This window comes from Cyclobacterium sp. SOCE241 (genome assembly GCF_056867545.1).
On the sequence record NZ_CP149779.1, the window covers coordinates 5005756 to 5023613 of the forward strand.

The 17858-nt window shown below is 39.5% G+C and carries 14 protein-coding genes and 3 pseudogenes; 5 read left to right on the forward strand and 12 right to left on the reverse strand.

The genetic code is table 11. From position 1 onward, the window contains the following. Positions 1-142 precede the first annotated feature (142 nt). The 5 genes from WG932_RS25400 to WG932_RS25420 form a co-directional block, all read right to left on the reverse strand. On the reverse strand, positions 143-766 hold the full coding sequence (locus WG932_RS25400) for a sterol desaturase family protein (protein ID WP_014020539.1): 624 nt from the start codon (positions 764-766) through the stop codon (positions 143-145). A 148-nt stretch (positions 767-914) separates the two neighbouring features. Continuing rightward, positions 915-2057 carry an N-acetyl-alpha-D-glucosaminyl L-malate synthase BshA gene (gene bshA, locus WG932_RS25405; protein WP_149393370.1) on the reverse strand — a complete coding sequence of 381 codons (1143 nt, stop codon included), beginning with the start codon at positions 2055-2057 and terminating at the stop codon, positions 915-917. 63 nt (positions 2058-2120) lie between these two features. Next, a complete protein-coding gene (locus WG932_RS25410) occupies positions 2121-2582 on the reverse strand; it encodes a serine hydrolase domain-containing protein (protein WP_483085840.1) in 462 nt (153 codons plus the stop codon). Continuing rightward, complete coding sequence (locus tag WG932_RS25415; protein WP_483085841.1) at positions 2486-4753, reverse strand: serine hydrolase domain-containing protein; 2268 nt, start codon at positions 4751-4753, stop codon at positions 2486-2488. Before WG932_RS25415 ends, WG932_RS25410 begins: the two co-directional genes overlap by 97 nt. A gap of 32 nt (positions 4754-4785) precedes the next feature. Continuing rightward, a complete protein-coding gene (locus tag WG932_RS25420) occupies positions 4786-5088 on the reverse strand; it encodes a hypothetical protein (RefSeq protein WP_483085842.1) in 303 nt (100 codons plus the stop codon). Between the two features lie 247 nt (positions 5089-5335). Between WG932_RS25420 and WG932_RS25425 the strand changes: the two genes are divergently transcribed. The 4 genes and pseudogenes from WG932_RS25425 (at position 5336) to WG932_RS25440 (ending at position 9338) form a co-directional block, all read left to right on the forward strand. Continuing rightward, on the forward strand, positions 5336-5752 hold the full coding sequence (locus tag WG932_RS25425; protein ID WP_014020542.1) for a hypothetical protein: 417 nt from the start codon (positions 5336-5338) through the stop codon (positions 5750-5752). Continuing rightward, positions 5745-7595: pseudogene (gene mutL / locus WG932_RS25430) on the forward strand (DNA mismatch repair endonuclease MutL). The gene WG932_RS25425 and the pseudogene mutL overlap by 8 nt, the downstream one beginning before the upstream one ends. Positions 7596-7611: 16 nt before the next feature. Further along, a complete protein-coding gene (locus tag WG932_RS25435; protein ID WP_014020544.1) occupies positions 7612-8403 on the forward strand; it encodes a rhomboid family intramembrane serine protease in 792 nt (263 codons plus the stop codon). 10 nt (positions 8404-8413) lie between these two features. Further along, positions 8414-9338, forward strand: a pseudogene (locus tag WG932_RS25440) (rhomboid family intramembrane serine protease). 15 nt (positions 9339-9353) lie between these two features. Here WG932_RS25440 and WG932_RS25445 read toward each other — a convergent pair. The 4 genes and pseudogenes from WG932_RS25445 to WG932_RS25460 all read right to left on the reverse strand — a co-directional run bounded on the left by WG932_RS25445 (position 9354) and on the right by WG932_RS25460 (position 12779). Then, entirely contained in the window at positions 9354-9782 is a 429-nt protein-coding gene (locus tag WG932_RS25445) for a TetR/AcrR family transcriptional regulator (RefSeq protein WP_483085843.1), read from the reverse strand. Then, complete coding sequence (locus WG932_RS25450) at positions 9779-9970, reverse strand: hypothetical protein (RefSeq protein WP_483085844.1); 192 nt, start codon at positions 9968-9970, stop codon at positions 9779-9781. Before WG932_RS25450 ends, WG932_RS25445 begins: the two co-directional genes overlap by 4 nt. A gap of 185 nt (positions 9971-10155) precedes the next feature. Continuing rightward, positions 10156-11204, reverse strand: a pseudogene (gene rlmN / locus WG932_RS25455) (dual-specificity RNA methyltransferase RlmN). Between the two features lie 138 nt (positions 11205-11342). Next, positions 11343-12779, reverse strand: a complete 1437-nt coding sequence (locus WG932_RS25460) for a sulfatase (protein WP_483085845.1) — start codon at positions 12777-12779, stop codon at positions 11343-11345. A 239-nt stretch (positions 12780-13018) separates the two neighbouring features. On the opposite strand from WG932_RS25460, the gene clpB reads away from it, so the two are divergent. After that, positions 13019-15634, forward strand: coding sequence for an ATP-dependent chaperone ClpB (gene clpB / locus WG932_RS25465; RefSeq protein ID WP_014020549.1), 2616 nt, complete (start codon positions 13019-13021; stop codon positions 15632-15634). A gap of 233 nt (positions 15635-15867) precedes the next feature. Here clpB and WG932_RS25470 read toward each other — a convergent pair whose 3' ends face one another. The 3 genes from WG932_RS25470 to WG932_RS25480 are packed head-to-tail and all read right to left on the reverse strand — an operon-like array spanning position 15868 to position 17847. Beyond that, positions 15868-16242 (reverse strand): hypothetical protein, encoded by a 375-nt coding sequence (locus WG932_RS25470; protein ID WP_483085846.1) that lies wholly within the window; start codon positions 16240-16242, stop codon positions 15868-15870. Beyond that, positions 16236-17309: a sulfatase family protein gene (locus WG932_RS25475; protein ID WP_483085847.1), complete on the reverse strand. Its 1074-nt coding sequence runs from the start codon at positions 17307-17309 to the stop codon at positions 16236-16238. The genes WG932_RS25470 and WG932_RS25475 overlap by 7 nt, the downstream gene beginning before the upstream one ends. 55 nt (positions 17310-17364) lie before the next feature. Beyond that, positions 17365-17847 carry a nuclear transport factor 2 family protein gene (locus WG932_RS25480; protein ID WP_339676243.1) on the reverse strand — a complete coding sequence of 161 codons (483 nt, stop codon included), beginning with the start codon at positions 17845-17847 and terminating at the stop codon, positions 17365-17367. Positions 17848-17858: the final 11 nt, after the last annotated feature.

Consider the following 17858-nt stretch of genomic DNA (forward strand, 5'->3'; position numbering starts at 1 on the left):
CTATTCAGGGCTTCTTATCATCAGATTATAAAAGTACAGTTAAGTGTCCATAGTTTAATATGCAAAAACCACCAAAATGTGGTGGTTTTATGGTGCTTTATGGAATTAGGTATTCCGCATGCCGGAATAAACTTTCTTTAGTTTAATTCTTTGGTGCTGTTCCAAAAACATAATCCCAAATAGGTGTACTGACCCCAAAAGCAACATCTGGATCTTTATAGTGGTGAATGGCATGGTTTACCCACAACACCTTTAAGAAATTTTTGGGAGGCTGGAAGGCATGAACAATATAATGAACTCCTAAATAAGAGGCATATCCAACCAAGAAACCGGGAAGAAAATACCAAGACAGTTCCCCCATTAAAAAATTAAATAGAAAGTGTAATATCACCGCATACAATCCGGAAATAAAGGGTGGCATGGCCAACCTGTCCTTGTCTTTGGGATAATCGTGATGAACTCCATGGACATTGTATTGCAATTTGTCCTTAAATTTGGTGTCTGGAATCATATGGTAAAAGTATCTGTGTAGAAGATATTCTACCAATGTAAAAACAAAATACCCTCCAAGAAACAATCCAAGTGCTTCAACAAAAGGAATATTTGTTGAGGAAATTCCGACATAGAATGAGTATATACCTACACCTAAAAATAGAGCAATAGGGATACTAATATGCGTCCTACTCAATCGTTCCAAAACTGGGTTGGCGAACATTTTAGCTGTTCCGCTATTATCGGGCCGGTCCAATCTTCCAATTTTTTTCATTTCTTGACTGCGGTTTTATCCAAAGATCTTTTTCAAATGTGATGCCTAATTTAAGGAAAAGAAAGGCTACTTGTAATAATTTATTCAATTAACGTTTCTCATGCGTCAAGTAGTTTCATTTTCGCATCAAAATTATCACTGATTTATATCAGTTTTTTAATGATGAATAAGTTTTATTTATTGTCTTTTGATAGAAATCTTCATATAAAGGAAGTATGGCCGTGACATCGAAAGTTTTTGCTCGGGCCAAAGCATTATTTTTAAAATTTGCTAAATTTTCGTCAGCTAAAATAAATTTGGCCTTTTCTGTCATGGTGTCAATGTCTCCTACCTCGCATAAAAATCCGGTTTCTCCATCGATATTTAACTCCGGTATGCCGCCAACATTACTGGTTAAAATTGGGACTTGGCAGGCCATGGCCTCCAAGGCAGCCAACCCAAAACTTTCTTTCTCTGAAGGCATGATAAATAAGTCTGCCACAGACAGTACTTCCTCAACGGCTTCTAATTTACCCAAAAATCGAACATCTTCGCAGGTGCCCAACTCCCGGCAAAGCCTTTCCATTTTGTCTCTTTCGGGACCATCTCCAACGAGCAATAATTTTGAAGGAATTGTTTTTCTAACTTCATAGAATACCTTTATAACATCCTGCACTCGTTTTACCTTTCGGAAGTTCGAGGTATGTACCATTAGTTTTTCGTCATTAGGGCAGATGGCTTTTTTGAAGTGTTCCTTTTTTTGTCGTTTAAACCGGTTTAGGTCAATAAAATTTGGAATGACCTCAATATGTGTGTTTACATCAAAATGAAGCAATGTGCTCTTTTTCAAATCTTCAGAAACAGCTGTTACACCATCCGATTCATTAATGCTAAAGGTTACTACCGGCTCATAACTTGGGTCTTTGCCTACCAAAGTAATATCCGTGCCATGAAGTGTGGTGACAACAGGAATGATGACTCCTTGTTTTTTGAGTATCTGTTTTGCCATGTAGGCAGCAGAAGCATGTGGAATGGCATAATGGACATGCAATAAGTCCAATTCTTCGTACTTGACTACATTCACCATTTTGCTGGCTAAGGCCAACTCATAAGGTGCATGATCAAATAGAGGGTAGCTTTTTATGTCTACCTCATGGTAGTAAAGGTTTTCACTAAAAAAATCAAGTCGAGTGGGCTGTTTGTAAGTGATAAAATGAATTTGATGACCTTTAGCAGCCAGGGCTTTGCCCAATTCGGTAGCGACTACTCCACTGCCACCAAAGGTGGGGTAACAAACAATCCCAATTTTCATTTTAATTATATTTGATGTGGGTTAAATATTTCAACCTTAAACACGATATCTACCCTTTTTTGTTCATTTATTGGCCAAAAGAAATCTATTTTCTATCGCTTCGTAGATGATGTCTTGAATATCTGAACGCACATTGTCCCTCAAAAGTTTGTTGTTTCCGGCATTGGGATAGACCCTATTGGAAAGAAAAATATAAATTAACTGATGTTCCGGGTCAGCCCAGGCAGCCGTTCCGGTGAAGCCGGTATGTCCAAAAGTACCGGGAGAAGCAAGATTTCCTGTTGGGCCTTTGTCTTTTTTGGGGTCGGGTTTGTCCCAACCCAATCCTCTTCTGCTTCGGAAAGATTGTTTGTTGGTAAACTTCTCTATTGTAGCTTGGTCTAATATTTCTTCTGTACCATATTTCCCGTTTTGAAGCATCATCTGCATCATTTTAGCCAGGTCATTGGCATTGCCAAAAAGTCCTGCATGTCCTGCAACTCCACCATATAATGCTGCTCCCGGGTCATGAACATACCCTTGCACCAGGGTTTTTCTAAAAAGTTGTCCTGCTCAGTAGGTGCAATTTGGTCCGGACTAAATTTTTTCAATGGCAGGTAACCAAAGCGATTCATTCCTAAAGGGGCATAAAATTGTTGCTCCAAAAAATCTTCCATGGGCTGATTGACCATTTTTTCGATCAATCGATGCAAGAGATACATTCCAACATCAGAATAACGGTAACTGTATTTGGTGCTTTTGGTGCCACTGTATCTAAGGTTTGAAGCTACGGTCCATTTCCATACACTATCCGGAAGGGCTTTGTTGCCATATATTCCCTCGGCAATCTCAATGGGGAAGTTGTCAGATTTTTGGGGACTATAGTATTCCGTCTTCCATTGGTTTCCTTCCAAAGTCTTGGTGAAATGGGGAATATATGGTATCAATCCTGCCTCATGAGTTAGAATATTTCGTATGGTGATGCTCCCCTTATTGCTTCCCTCTAGTTCAGGGAGATGTTTTTCTAGTGGATCATCCAAATTTATTATTCCTCTACTATTTAAAAACATGATCGCTTGGGTGGTAGCCATTACCTTGGTTAGCGAGGCAAGGTCATACAGGGTCTTCTCATCTACTGCTTGCGCTTTGTTATAATCAAAATAACCGTAATTTTTTTCGAAAACCACTTTCCCATTTTTTGCTACCAAAATGGATCCACCTGGAGTAGCCTTACCTGAAATGGCTTTTTCCATAATGGTGTCAATTTTCATTAATTCCCTACTGCTCATGCCCTGAGCTTCAGGGGTTGAATATGCGAGCCGATGTAGCGTGTTAGTTTCGATGCCATGCCCTTTAGGCCAAGCGTCTTTTTGACTTATGGGAAGTTTTCCTGATCCTTCCCTACCACCAAAAATAACTTGAGGGGCAATGCTTTCGGTAAAATCATTTTCTTCATAGGCAAGAATCAGGTTGTTTTGATCCTTAAAATTTTTGGATGAATAGGCGTTGCCGAATACAACTGTTATTACCTTATGCTTTTCTTGCAAGCGATTGATAAAAGCTATTTCGTCAGCTTTTAATCCAAAATTTCGCCTGGAATTATTGCTCATGCCCATGACACCCACCACTATGGTACTGAACCCTTCCAGGTTTTTTTCCATGGCAGCAAAATTATTTTGGTTGCTATTCGGTCGTAAAGTGAAATGTTTGAATTGAGTGTATTTACTGAGGTATTTTTTAAAGGTTTCACCTTTTCTGCCTATGGTAAGCGAAGCCATGTTTTCCAAATCCAAATGCTTTACAGGGATTACCTCATCTTCATTGCTTACTACTGTAAGAGAAGCCGCATACATTTGTTCAATAAGTGCTTTGGTTCCGAAATTTGAAAGCCGCTCCACAAGTTTATGAGTGTTTACCTCCTGCTTTTGGTGGAGACCGGCCCAGTATTTGGCATTCAGAATCTTCTTTATTCTTTGGTCGATTTCTTCTTGGCTTATCCTACCGTCCTGAACGGCTTGCATTATCAAGGCCTTGGACTTGGGGACATCCTCAGCATAAAGCAATACGTCATTTCCCGCTAGCAAAGCCATGAGTTCTACTTCTCCGGGCTTGTATAGGCTGCTGACGCCTTTCATGTTGAGCGCATCTGTAAAAATAAGCCCCTTAAATTTCATTTCTTCCTTGAGTAAATTGGTTACTACCTTGGGGGATAAAGTGGTCGGAAGTTTTGGTTCGCTTCCCAAGCTTGGAATGTGAAGGTGTGCAACCATGATGCTCATCAGCCCCTCATCGATCATTTCTCTGTATGGATGCAAGTCTATATCCATTATTCTGGCCTTGCTGTTATTGATGACAGGGGTAGTGTAGTGTGAGTCTGAATTGGTATCCCCATGACCCGGAAAGTGCTTGGCATTGGCAAGGATGCCATTGTCTTGCATGCCTCGCATATAGGCTAGGGATTTATTACTTACCAATTGCTTGTCTTCACCAAAAGAGCGATAGCCAATCACAGGATTCTGAGGGTTGGAATTAACATCCACCACTGGTGCAAAATTTATATGCATTCCAATTTCCTTAAACTGTCGGGCAATTTCTTTTCCCATTTGGTAAACCAAAGCATCGTTTTTAGCTGCGCCTAGTGTCATTTGCTTAGGGAAATTCAATACGCTATCCAATCGCATGCCTATTCCCCATTCAGCATCCATTGCTATGAACAAGGGCGTTTTGGCAATGGATTGATAATGATTGGTCAGGTTTGCTTGGCGAACAGGCCCTCCTTGAAAAAAATAATTCCTCCAAGGTTTTCTTCCTCAATTAATTTTGAAATACTGTTTACATGGGCTGCGCCTTTATTGGAATAGGCCGCAACCATAAAAAGTTGTCCTAAGCGCTCTTCAAAGCTAAGGCTATTAAAAACACTGTCTACCCAGTGTTCCTGTGCAACAGTGTTATCACTAATCAAAGGATCCCTGGGCTCTGTAGCATCGTGCCCGGATACCAAACCTATCAATAGGAGGCAGCAGAAAAACATTACGTAAACTTTTTGCCACATGGGGGTGTTAAAATTTTATTGGTAATAATTTAAGAATAACTTTGTGTTAACACACAACGTTTAATTCAAACTTACATAAATATCCTACTTCTACCTATGTAAAAGTGATGAACAGGAGAAATTTTATTTAAAACAATAGTTAGATAAGGAAGGTTTCAGTTGTTTTTTTGACTTTTGTTGAAAACAATAGAAACCCAGTTGATAAGTTTTGCGCCATAAAGGCAGTTGACAATTAAAATGTAATACTATGAATTTCCCATCCATATTCAGAATAAATCGGCCGAGTAGGTTTAATATCAACCCTAGACATTACGATCCGGTAAAGGAAGAAATAAAAAACAGGACGGAAATGATCAAGAAGGATTTGGAGATAGAAGGTGTGCTAAATCCTAAAGAACAACAAATACTGGAAAGACAAGTTTCGGGAGGATCCTCAAGAATCAGGGGAGCTTTTACCGGAGGAAGCCCGATAAAAAAGCAGCCTTCAAATATTATGGACAATACCGGATTGATCCGCATGATAATCATTGTATTGCTGGTGGGAGGCTTTGGCGGATACATATATTTAGGTCCTGTAATTTTATATTACCTACTTTATTTTGCAACCGGAGGAGCTTTATTGTTTGGCTTTTTTAAGCTAAAAGGGAGAAAGAAAGATGAATGATATGATCCAGTTGTTGCCGGATGCCATTGCAAACCAGATAGCTGCTGGTGAAGTGGTGCAAAGACCGGCTTCAGCCTTGAAAGAGCTTTTGGAGAATGCCATAGATGCCCAAGCCCAATCCATTCAGGTGGTGATACAGGATGCCGGAAAGTCTTTGATTCAGGTAATCGATGATGGACTTGGAATGTCAATTACAGATGCCCGGATGTGTTTTGAAAGACATGCTACTTCTAAAATCAGGAAGTCAGATGACCTTTTCAATATTCGGACACATGGCTTTAGAGGGGAAGCGATGGCTTCAATTGCAGCTGTAGCACAAGTAGAACTTAAAACCAAACGGGATGGAGACGAGTTGGGAACACTTATTCAGGTGGAAAGCTCAACGGTTAAAAAACAAGAGCCAATAGTTTACCAAAGAGGAACATCTGTTTCAGTCAAAAACCTGTTTTGCAATGTTCCGGCACGTAGAAATTTCCTCAAATCCAACGCAGTGGAAACCAAACACCTGGTAGAGGAATTTCAGCGGGTGGCATTGGCTTATCCTAAGATTTCATTTTCATTTTATCAAAATGATATGGAGCTTTTAAATTGGCCGGTGGGAAATTGAGTAAAAGAATCGTGGGGATTTTTGGTAAACAATACCGTGATAAACTAATCGTTTGTCAGGAAGAGTCCCCTCATATAAATATTCATGGCTATATAGGAAAACCTGAACAAGCAAAAAAATCTCGAGGAGAGCAGTATTTCTTTGTAAATAACCGTTTTATTAAGAGCAATTATTTAGGGCATGCGGTCAGTACTGCTTTCGAATCGTTAATAGGGCAGGATCAACATCCTTTCTATGTATTGTTTTTAGACATTGACCCAAAGCATATTGACATTAATGTACATCCCACAAAAACCGAAATTAAATTCGATGATGAAAGAACCATCTATGGAGTAGTCAGGGCTGCGGTAAAACAAGCCTTAGGCGCGCACCATGTGGTTCCCACCATAGATTTTAGTTTGGATGTAAACTTTACGGATACCTGGAGCAGAGATACAGAAAAAAGAAAAGAGGTAGGCTTAGAAAATAATTACAGGACTTATAGAGGGCCTGGGATGGCCAATAAAGATTCCAAAGGTTGGGAGCAATTGTTTCAAAAAGATCATGAGGAACGAGCCATAAATTTTGATCCAGAAAAAAACAATACAGGGCAACAGGAACTTAAAACGTTTCCTAGCAAAGTAAATAGCAAGGATGAACCGCTTGTAAGTGAAATCAATAAACCTACCCTGGGAAGTGGGAATACCTTCCAGGTGGAACAAACTTATATCGTAACTCAAACCTCCTCCGGTTTACTGATCTTTGACCAACAGGCCACGCATCAGCGCATCCTATATGAACGGTACGCCAGTCAATTGGACCAGTCCAAGGGAGCATCTCAGCAATGCCTCTTCCCTCAGAACATCAGACTTAGCCCTGCAGATTTTGCTCTGGTGATGGATCTGAAAGAAGAGCTGAGTGACTTGGGTTTTCAGCTGTCAGAATTTGGTCAGCATGCCATATTGATTAATGGGGTGCCTGCTGATATTCACATTACTAGCGAAAAAATATTATTTGAAGAATTATTGGAGCAGTTCAAGCATTTCAAAAATGAACTTTCGTTAAATAAAAAGAAAACCTTGCCAGGTCTCTGGCAAAAAAGACCTCTATAAAAGAGGAGACAAGCTACAAAGCCAAGAGATGGAAAATCTCGCCGGCCAATTGTTTGCTTGTCAAAATCCAAATTATAGTCCTGAAGGGAGCAAAACCTTCATTAAGTTGGACTTAAATAAAATTGATCGCTTTTTTTATTCCTGAATTAAAACAAGAATTTATGTTTAGAGCCCTTACACCCATTGTGAAAAACCTATTGTTAATTACGGTGGGTATGCATGTAATTGCTTCCTTTTTTCTTCCGCAACTGAGTGGGCTTTTTGCCTTATATTATATTGAGAGCAAAAATTTCATGCCTTTTCAGTTTGTGACTTATATGTTTATGCATGCAGATTTCTGGCATTTGTTCAGCAATATGTTTGGTCTATTCATATTCGGTCCCTTATTGGAACAATTCCTTGGTCCCAAAAAGCTGCTAATATTATGGATGGTTTGTGGGGTAGGTTCCGGGGTATTGTATTCGGGTTACGTAGCTTATAATATGGGGCAATTAAATGATAGAATTGAAGCCTTTAGTGAGGATCCCGATCCCGAGGAATTCAATAGATTCGTCTCTGCCTATAGCCATTATTTTAATCCAGTAATTTATGATTTTATCGATGATTACAGCCGTGATGCAGATAATCCTGAGTTGGTAGACAGAGCAAAAAGAAGCATGCTGGGAGTGAGAGATGTGCAGGCAAATATCCCTATGGTGGGAGCTTCCGGGGCCTTGTTTGGTGTTCTGATCGCATTTGGAATGCTCTTCCCAAACACTCAGTTGTTTTTGCTTTTTCCCCCAATGCCTATAAGGGCAAAATACCTTGTATTGTTCTATGGACTATACACAGTTTATAATATATTTGTATCTAATCCCACTGACAACGTAGCCCATTTCGCCCACCTATCAGGATTATTGATAGGAGCTGTTTTGGTTACTTTTTGGAAAAAGGATAGGCAAAGTTTTTATTAAAAGAGAAAAAATGTACGGAGGGTTTTGGTACCATATCAGACATGCATTTGACCATAAAAACAATGGTCTGTATAAGATTATAGCAATAAATTTACTGGCTTTCTTGGTATTGATGGTGCTTCGGGTATTTCTAACCATAGGAGGTTCCGAAACTACCTATCGTTCCATTATATCTTTTTTTATGATGCCGGCAGCGATTCCTCAATTTCTTATGCAACCCTGGACCATCATCAGCTATATGTTTTTGCATGAAGGGTTTTTGCATATTATCTTCAATATGCTATTTCTGTATTGGTTTGGCTTGTTGGTTCAGGAGTATTTGGGAAGCAGAAAGCTAGTCAATTTGTATATTCTAGGTGGAATTGCCGGAGGATTACTTTATATGGTTCTTTATAATATCGCCCCTTATTTTAGTGATCGTGTGGATGGAGCCTTAATGCTAGGTGCGAGTGCCGGAGTATATGCCATAGTTGTGGCTGCGGCCACGTTACGTCCGGATACAGAGTTTCATTTGCTATTATTAGGCCCGGTTAAAATCAAATATATAGCCATTTTTTATGTGTTGGTAGCCTTTGCAAATTCAGCAGGAGCCAATGCGGGAGGAGAATTGGCGCATCTGGGAGGAGCAGCCTTGGGTTTTGTCTATATATTGCAATTGAATAAAGGCATTGATATCGGAAAACCTGTCCAGACAGTGGGGGTATTTTTGAAAAATTATTTTCCCAAAAACCGAAGGTTAAGGTTACTTATAGACGCGACCCAGACGCGACCAAGAAAAAGCTACAAGAGGAAATTCCTCATCAAGCGCGTCATCTAGCAGTAGTACGCAAGAAGAAATTGACAGAATTTTAGACAAGATTGCTGATAAAGGCTATGATAACCTCACCAAGGAGGAAAAACGAAAGCTTTTTGATTTCAGCAATAAGGACAGCTAACAAAGATTGGTGAATTTAGCCATACCCTAAAGTACCCTTAAAAGCTTTCAATCCTTTATCTGTCAAATAAGGGAGTACTGCAGAAAAAATCAATTTACTGTAATAGGAAAATTGAATGTCATTGGGTCCAAAGACTGCTGAATTGTGGCTGAGCCAATAATCCGATAACATTAAGATTTGGACCGAAAGATTTTCAAAATTACCGGGGAATTTCTCTTTGTAGAAATAACCTTCCTTCTCCAACGTGCTAAATAGATGAATAAGCTGTGCTTTTCTTAAAGCTGTCAATTCCAGGTACTTGTCTTTAATTGTTTCATTGCTTTGGATCAGAGCGGATAAATTCAGCATCAAGTAACGGTACTTCATTTGCAACTTGAAAATGTTGACTATTGTAGTAAAAAGTTTTTCTAAGGTAAAAGAGGGCTTATCTATTTCTTCAGTCAATGCGTTCGCATGTTCACAAAGTTGTAAAAAGCTTTGACGAAAAAATCATCAAGGTCAGCAAAAGATTGATAAAATTCTTCTAAAGAAATCTCAGCTTTTTCCAGTAAAGCCTCCAACTGCAATTTACTGCAGTCTTGTTCATTTATTATTGGAAAAGCTTTCTCAATGATTTCATTGGGTTGCATCACTTTACTTTAAATTAAGAAGTTTGAAATTTTCATTCTACCCTTTTCAACTGCTCTAATTTATGGGTTTAAACAAAAATTATTCCGTTTTTTGTTAATTTTTAATCGATGAAAGTTAAATTTCATCAAACGTGATTGGTTCCTATAATGCAGGAGGCTGAGTGTTTTTATTAATTCTGAGATTTTCTTTACAATTCATTTTTATTTGCCAGCTGACCACAAGCTGCATCTATATCTTGTCCCCTTGATTTTCTGACATTTGCGATGATACCCGACCCTTCCAAAATGGATAGGTATAAATCAATTTTATCCTGTGAAGCTTGTCTAAATTCACCTTCATCAATAGGGTTGTACTGGATAATATTTACCTTTGAAGGAATGTGTTTGCAGAATTTAGCCAATGCCCGGGCATGTTTCTCGTCATCATTGATACCATCCCATATAACATATTCATAGGTGACTTTCCTTTTGGTTTTGCTATACCAATATTTCAATGCCATGGCCAAATCTTCCACAGTGTTGGTTTCATTGATTGGCATTAGCCTTGTTCGGGTTTCATTGATGGCAGAGTGTAAAGAAAGGGCCAAATTGAATTTGACTTCATCATCGGCCAGTTTACGAATCATTTTGCCAATACCTACTGTGGACAATGTTATCCGCTTAGGAGAGATGCCAAGTCCCTCCGGAGAACATATTTTTTCAATAGCCGAAAGAACGTTCTGGTAGTTGAGAAGAGGTTCACCCATCCCCATGAATACAATATTGGTAAGGGGCCGGTCAAAATACAAACTGGCTTCTTCCTGAATGGCTACCACTTGGTCATAAATTTCATCCGGATTAAGGTTCCGCATCCTTTTTAACCTTGCAGTAGCACAGAAATTACAATCCAAGCTACATCCTACTTGAGAAGAAACACAGGCTGTGATTCTTTTGGATGTCGGAATGAGCACAGATTCCACAATATTGTTATCATATAGTTTGACCGCATTCTTAATGGTGCCATCAGTGCTCCGCTGAAATTGGTCTACAAGAATGTGGTTAATGGTGAAATTCTCTTTTAATATTTCCCTGGTTGATTTGGAAATATTACTCATTTCATCAAAATTTTTCAAAGACTTGTTCCACAACCACTCATATACTTGCTTTGCCCTGAACTTTTTTCTCCTACAGAAAGAAAATAGGCTTCAAGTTCTTGAAGTGATAGTTTTCTTATGTCTTGTTTTTTTTCTGCCAGCATGGTATTATTTTACTTGGAACCTGTCATTAACAGCCCTTTATTCATGAAAGGTTCAAATGATACAATTTTGTTTGCATAAGAACCTCAGAAAGTGCCAAGGTCTTTGTGCTGTGGTTTTGATCTATTGTTCAATTGCCCTTATTTAAAGATAGGGAATTTAGCCCCTGTTTTATTCAATTCTTCCATCAACCTTTCTTCAAGCGCAATTGTCTTTTCAGGAAAATCATGGCTAATGTCTAGCTCTTCACCGGGGTCCGTTTCTAGATTGAACAATTGGTTACTTCCGCTTTCATAATCATGAATTAGCTTCCAATTGCCTTGCCTGATTGCAGAACCCGGCTTCCATGCACTTCCGTGATATTGGGGGTAATGCCAGAACAGCAGCTCCCTTTCCGGTGCATTTCCGCCCATTAAAAAAGACGAAAGATCCTTTCCGTCTTTTTCCTCATATTCTGCCCCTGCAATACTAAGCAAGGTAGGGAAAATATCCATGCTTATGACAGGAAGGTCTGGGGCAGTCCCCGGATTTTTGATGCCAGGACCTTTTATTAGCATAGGGACCCTTATCCCTCCTTCATAGCACCAGCCCTTGCCGGCCCTCAAAGGGCCATTTGAAGTAGGAGCTCCTTCGCCGTATAAGGTAGATAGGCCTCCATTGTCACTAGTCAGTATTACCCAAGTGTTGTCATCCAAACCTTGTGCCTTAAGTTCCTGAAGTATTCTCCCCACATTTTCGTCCATAGCTGCTACCATAGATGCATAGGCGGCGTTGTCTTGAATTAACTTGGTTTGACCCTCTCCTTCAGGTTTGTATTTGGCCTGTTCTCCAGACACAATCATGTTCTCCTTTTTATCTAGGAAATAATCGTACCGTTTCGGGGCAGGTTGGATAGGTGTATGCACACTATAAAAAGAAAGATACAATAAAAACGGTTCTTTGTTATTTTCTTTAATCAATTGTAAACTTTCATTGGTTAACCTATCGGTAAGGTATTCTCCTTCCGGTCCATCAGCAAGTTTGGGGTTACCATAGGGAGAGTAATAACCATTACTTATTCCTTTTTTTAACTGAGGTGCGCCTACACGCCACCCTCCAATGTTCACATCAAAACCTTGATTTTCGGGCCAATACTTTTCCTCTTCTCCTAGGTGCCACTTACCAATAAAAAAGGTTTGATATCCATTATCCTTAAATTTCTCGGCAAGGGTTGTTTCTTCTAAGGCGAGTTCATTATTTATCGAAGGTGTAATGATAGGCCGCCTCTCTTCAAATTTATCATACCCCGGTATCCAATCAGTAATGCCTAATCTATTTGGGTGCTGGCCGGTCATTAAAGCCGCACGGGTTGGGCTACATACCGGATGAGCCGCATAGGCTTGGGTAAAACGCAAGCCTTCACTTGCCATTTGATCCAAGTTGGGGGTTTCGTAAAAACTCTCGGGGTAATTGGCTCTTACGTCTGCCCAGCCCAAATCATCTACGAGAATAATGACAAAATTAGGTTTTTGATTTACCTCTCCTTGGCAAGCGGTAAAGAGGGAAATAATAATAAGAAAATAGAATATATTTTTCATGCAAGTAAAAGCTGTTTGGTTCACAAAGGTAGGTAATACAATGAAATTTTAATGGAGGGAGGTTGAATATAGATGCGTTTGCAGCATTTATAGGATTATTAACTGCCAAAAGGTCTGCTTTTTAAGTGTTCTATGTTCGAAATCGGACATAATTTCAGGGTGTTTGCTTAATTCTTGTTTGGTTTCATATTTGTACAAAGTAAGAAAAGCAATTAATAATTAAATAAACCGGAGCAAAAATGGATTTCAAGCAATTTACAATTAAATCACAAGAGGTGATTCAGAAAGCCTTGGAGCTTTGTACCGCTGAGCAACAGCAGCTAATAGAGCCTGCTCACTTGCTGAAAGGAATTGTCCAAGTAGATGCCAATGTTACGGATTTTATATTTCAGAAATTAGGGATCAATTCAGGGTTGATCTTACAGAAGTTAGATGAAATCATTAACCAATATCCAAAGGTAAGTGGCCAGCAACCCTATTTATCCAACGCAACCAATGAGGTGCTAACACAAGCTAAAAAGTACCTGAAGACTTTTGGGGATGAATTTGTAGCAGTAGAGCATTTGTTATTAGGTGTTTTGGCCGGTTCCGAGAAAGTAGCCCAGCTATTAAAAGGACAAGGCTTGAATGAAAAGAAATTAATAGAAGTAATAAAGGAACTTAGAAAAGGAAATAAAGTGACAGATCAAAATGCAGAATCTAAATACAGGTCTTTAGAAAAATATTCTAAGAATTTAAATGACCTGGCCAAAAAAGGAAAAATTGATCCTGTCATCGGTAGGGATGAAGAAATCAGGAGGGTCTTACAAATTTTGGCAAGAAGGACCAAAAATAATCCTATTTTATTGGGAGAACCGGGGGTAGGAAAAACTGCCATTGTAGAAGGTTTGGCGCAAAGAATTGTAAGTGGAGATGTTCCTGAAAACCTTAAAAGCAAAACCCTTATTTCATTAGATATGGGGCTTTTAGTGGCAGGGGCTAAATACAAAGGAGAATTTGAAGAGCGTCTAAAAGCAGTCATTAAGGAAGTAACGGACTCTGACGGTGAAATTATCTTATTTATTGATGAGATCCATACCTTGATAGGGGCCGGAGGTGGCGGAGAAGGTGCAATGGATGCGGCTAATTTATTGAAACCGGCCTTGGCTAGAGGAGAGCTACATGCCATTGGTGCAACAACTTTGAAAGAATACCAAAAGTACATTGAAAAGGATAAAGCACTTGAGCGTCGTTTCCAGCAAGTGGTGGTAGATGAGCCGGATGCTGCAGATGCCATTTCCATTTTAAGAGGTATAAAGGACAAGTATGAATTGCACCATGGTGTAAGGATCAAAGATGATGCAGTTATTGCCGCAGTAGAGCTTTCACAACGCTATATATCGGATCGTTATTTGCCCGATAAGGCCATCGATTTAATGGATGAAGCAGCGGCCAAATTAAGGATGGAGATTGACTCTCTTCCTCAAGAATTGGATGAGCTGAACAGACGTATAATGCAGCTGGAAATAGAAAGGGAGGCCATTAGGCGTGAAAAAAATAAGGACAAGGAGAGTGTTCTAAGTAAAGAACTTGCAGACCTATCTGAAAAGAGGCAAGAACTGAAGGCGAAATGGGAAGGTGAAAAAGCCGTAATTCAGGGCATTCAAAGGGAAAAAGAGAACATTGACAAATTTAAAATAGAAGCTGAACAGGCGGAACGAAGTGGTGACTTTGGAAAGGTTGCTGAGATCCGTTATGGGAAAATTGTGGATAGTGAGCAAAAGCTGGAATCTTTTAAAGAACAGCTGAAGGTCATGCAAGAAAATTCCACCTTGCTTAAAGAGGAGGTAGATAGTGAAGACATTGCGGCTGTGGTCAGTAAGTGGACCGGTATCCCTTTGTCCAAAATGATCCAAAGTGAAAGAGAGAAATTGCTTCATTTGGAAGAGGAATTAGGCAAGCGCGTGGCTGGTCAGAAGGAAGCTATTACTGCGCTTTCGGATGCAGTAAGGAGAAGCAGGGCAGGTTTGCAGGATCCGAAGCGACCTATAGGTTCATTTATATTCTTAGGCACTACAGGAGTTGGTAAAACAGAATTAGCCAAAGCACTGGCAGAATACCTGTTTAGTGATGAGAATGCAATGGTAAGGATCGACATGTCTGAATATCAAGAAAGGCATGCAGTAAGCAGATTGGTTGGAGCACCTCCAGGGTATGTAGGCTATGATGAAGGTGGTCAACTAACAGAAGCAGTAAGAAGGAAGCCTTACTCCGTGGTATTGCTTGATGAAATTGAAAAGGCTCACCCGGATGTGTTCAATATTCTCCTTCAAGTTTTAGATGATGGTAGACTTACCGACAATAAAGGAAGGATAGCGAATTTCAAGAACACAATTATTATCATGACCACAAATATTGGATCTCATTTAATTCAGGAACGGTTTGAGAGCCTCAACGAGAGCAATAAGGAAGCAGTGCTGGAAAGTACAAAAGAAGAGGTTTTCAATTTATTGAAAAAATCTGTGCGTCCTGAGTTCTTGAATAGAATTGATGAAACCATCATGTTCGAGCCACTTAACAGAAAGATTCTTCGAAAAATTGTGGATATCCAATGGAGAGAAATCCAACAACGCTTAGCGGAATCGGGTATCGAAATAGATGCAACCCAAGATGTGTTGGATTATTTAGGGGAAGTTGGGTTTGATCCTCAATTTGGTGCCAGACCATTAAAGAGAACCATGCAACGCTTGGTATTGAATGAGTTGTCCAAACAAATTTTGAGTGGATACATCAAAAATGATAGTGCTGTTTTGGTGGACTTGGATGCCGAAAAGCAAGTCTATTTCAAAAATGTGGACCATGTAGAGATAAGTTAAATCCGGATTAAGTAATAATATGCGCGATGCGTGTTGCAATCGCAAGAAAATTAGTCCGTTTGAAGCGATTTTAAAAAGTAATAGATTCCCTACTGCAGATTTCGGGTTAAAGTTCGGTTTATTGGGTTTATTAGTTGGACAGCCAATCTGTTTTCAGGTTGGCTGTTTTTTTACTTGTGTCCCATACCTGTGCTTATGCGGCTTATTTCATGATCTTGTGTAACAAATTTATTCTATTTTTTCCAGTTTTGACTTTCCTCGCTTACGTCAACATCCCATGATTGGGCAGGGTTAGCTTGATAGATAGGGTCATTGTCCTTAAGAGGAAATGATTGTAATACCTCGTACAGTTGCTGGAAGTTGTTTTTTCTCTCCTCAGAATTTAAGCTATCTAAAAGATTGACCTTTTCTTCCGGATCCAGCTGCAAATCAAAAAATGATTCGGCTTCCCTTTCTGAATTGATATAGAGCTTGTATTTTTTGTTTCGTAATACTCTGTCTCGGAAAATATATTGGTTCTCAACCCCATTTTGGGTTAGTGCGGCATGATTTCCTCCGCCCATTCCCAAGATCCATGCCCGGTTTGAGGCATTATCTCCCTCTAACAAAACACCTTTAAAAGACTGCCCATCAATGGTAAAGGCTTGATTGTTTTTTTGAAGTCAACTCCAGCTAAATCAAGAAAAGTAGGGTAAAAATCAGTAAAGTCAATGAGCGCATCAGATACTTGCCGAGGCTTAATTTTACTTGGCCAACTGGCAATAAATGGTGCGTTGATGCCGGATTCAATTGTCTTTGCTTTTCCTCCTTTTACCATCCGGCCGTTTATTTTTCCCGTAATTGCTCCGGACGTACCATTGTCTGTAGTCCAAATTACTAGGGTGTTTTCCCTGATTCCGGCATTTTCCAGTGCCTGAATTATCTCTCCTGTAATTTTGTCTGTGTAATTCACCATGGCTTTATGCTTTCCTAAATTGTCAGTAGCCGTTTCCAAAGGTGTATTGACAAATGGGGTGTGGGTAAGGACCATAGGATAATAGATAAACATTGGTTTGTCTTTATTATTATCGATAAAATCTATAATGAAATTTTTAAATACATCCGGCCCAAATTCACCTTTATAGGTTTTACTACCATTTTTGGTGAATAGATAGGGGTCTTGATACCTATTGATACTGGCTTCAATTCCCGTTTCATAGCCCGTCCACATACAATATTCGTCAAAACCATTTTTGGTCAATGCATCAGGTTCAATCCTGAAATCATCGATTTGCCACTTGCCGGCTATACAAGTGGTGTAACCGGCTTTTTTCATTTCCATGCCTATACTTGGGTTCATATTCTCATCGAAATGCGCCCCACCTCCCCAACGTGGGACATCCCAATGATTTACCCACCCATGCCTGAAAGGGTATTGACCCGTAAGTAAGGTTACCCTAGTTGGAGTACATTGAGGCATGGAGTATACATTGTTGAAGGTCATGCCACTAGTTGCTAGAGCATCAATATTGGGTGTGGAAATTTCTTCTGCTCCGTAATGACTGATCCACTCTTTACCCAAATCGTCCACCATGATCAAAATAATATTGGGACGGGAGGAGCCAATAGTGGATGAAGGGGTGTTGTTACAGCCTACTAAGGAAAATAGGAGACCAAATAAGAGTAGGTTTTTCATAGGGATATGTTTGTGGCACTTTTGGCTTGTTTTGGACTATGCTGGGGTATAAATCTTAATTGGCTTTGTTCCCTTGGCCGGCGATAAAATTATTTAGTTTTTTATTGGTGGATTTTTGAATTTTCTTTTTCATCAATGGAGTCCATCCAATCAAGTAACCTAAAGTACCCATGGCCTGTTTGCTCCATTTCCACAGGTTAAAAGTATCAATATGCTCGATGATTTTACCATCTTCGAATTTAAATTCACCACTAACATTATTAATTACCTTTCGGTTATTTTTACCAAAATGATATTCGGCAACCCAGTTTACCTTTCCTTTTTTATCTGAAACTCGTGCAATCTTATAACTGACTTTAAGCTCACCCTTTTTTGAGGTAAGTAACATTTCCCACATCTTACACGCTCGGGCTCCCTTTAAAGTACCGAAGACAGGGTCTTTGAAAACAACATCAGTATGGTAACATTCTCCCATTGCTTGACTGTCCCCTTTTATAAAAGAGGTGTAAAATTTATTAAGTAGTGCTTTATTGTCCATGCTAGTTAGTT

What these genes read in the sequence shown, in the direction of transcription:
- WG932_RS25400 (WP_014020539.1), bottom strand. Translation starts at nt 766, where the DNA reads ATGAAAAAAATTGGAAGATTGGACCGGCCCGATAATAGCGGAACAGCT.
- bshA (WP_149393370.1), bottom strand. Translation starts at nt 2,057, where the DNA reads ATGAAAATTGGGATTGTTTGTTACCCCACCTTTGGTGGCAGTGGAGTA.
- WG932_RS25420 (WP_483085842.1), bottom strand. Translation starts at nt 5,088, where the DNA reads ATGTGGCAAAAAGTTTACGTAATGTTTTTCTGCTGCCTCCTATTGATA.
- WG932_RS25425 (WP_014020542.1), top strand. Translation starts at nt 5,336, where the DNA reads ATGAATTTCCCATCCATATTCAGAATAAATCGGCCGAGTAGGTTTAAT.
- WG932_RS25435 (WP_014020544.1), top strand. Translation starts at nt 7,612, where the DNA reads ATGTTTAGAGCCCTTACACCCATTGTGAAAAACCTATTGTTAATTACG.
- WG932_RS25460 (WP_483085845.1), bottom strand. Translation starts at nt 12,779, where the DNA reads ATGAAAAATATATTCTATTTTCTTATTATTATTTCCCTCTTTACCGCT.
- clpB (WP_014020549.1), top strand. Translation starts at nt 13,019, where the DNA reads ATGGATTTCAAGCAATTTACAATTAAATCACAAGAGGTGATTCAGAAA.
- WG932_RS25475 (WP_483085847.1), bottom strand. Translation starts at nt 17,309, where the DNA reads ATGAAAAACCTACTCTTATTTGGTCTCCTATTTTCCTTAGTAGGCTGT.
- WG932_RS25480 (WP_339676243.1), bottom strand. Translation starts at nt 17,847, where the DNA reads ATGGACAATAAAGCACTACTTAATAAATTTTACACCTCTTTTATAAAA.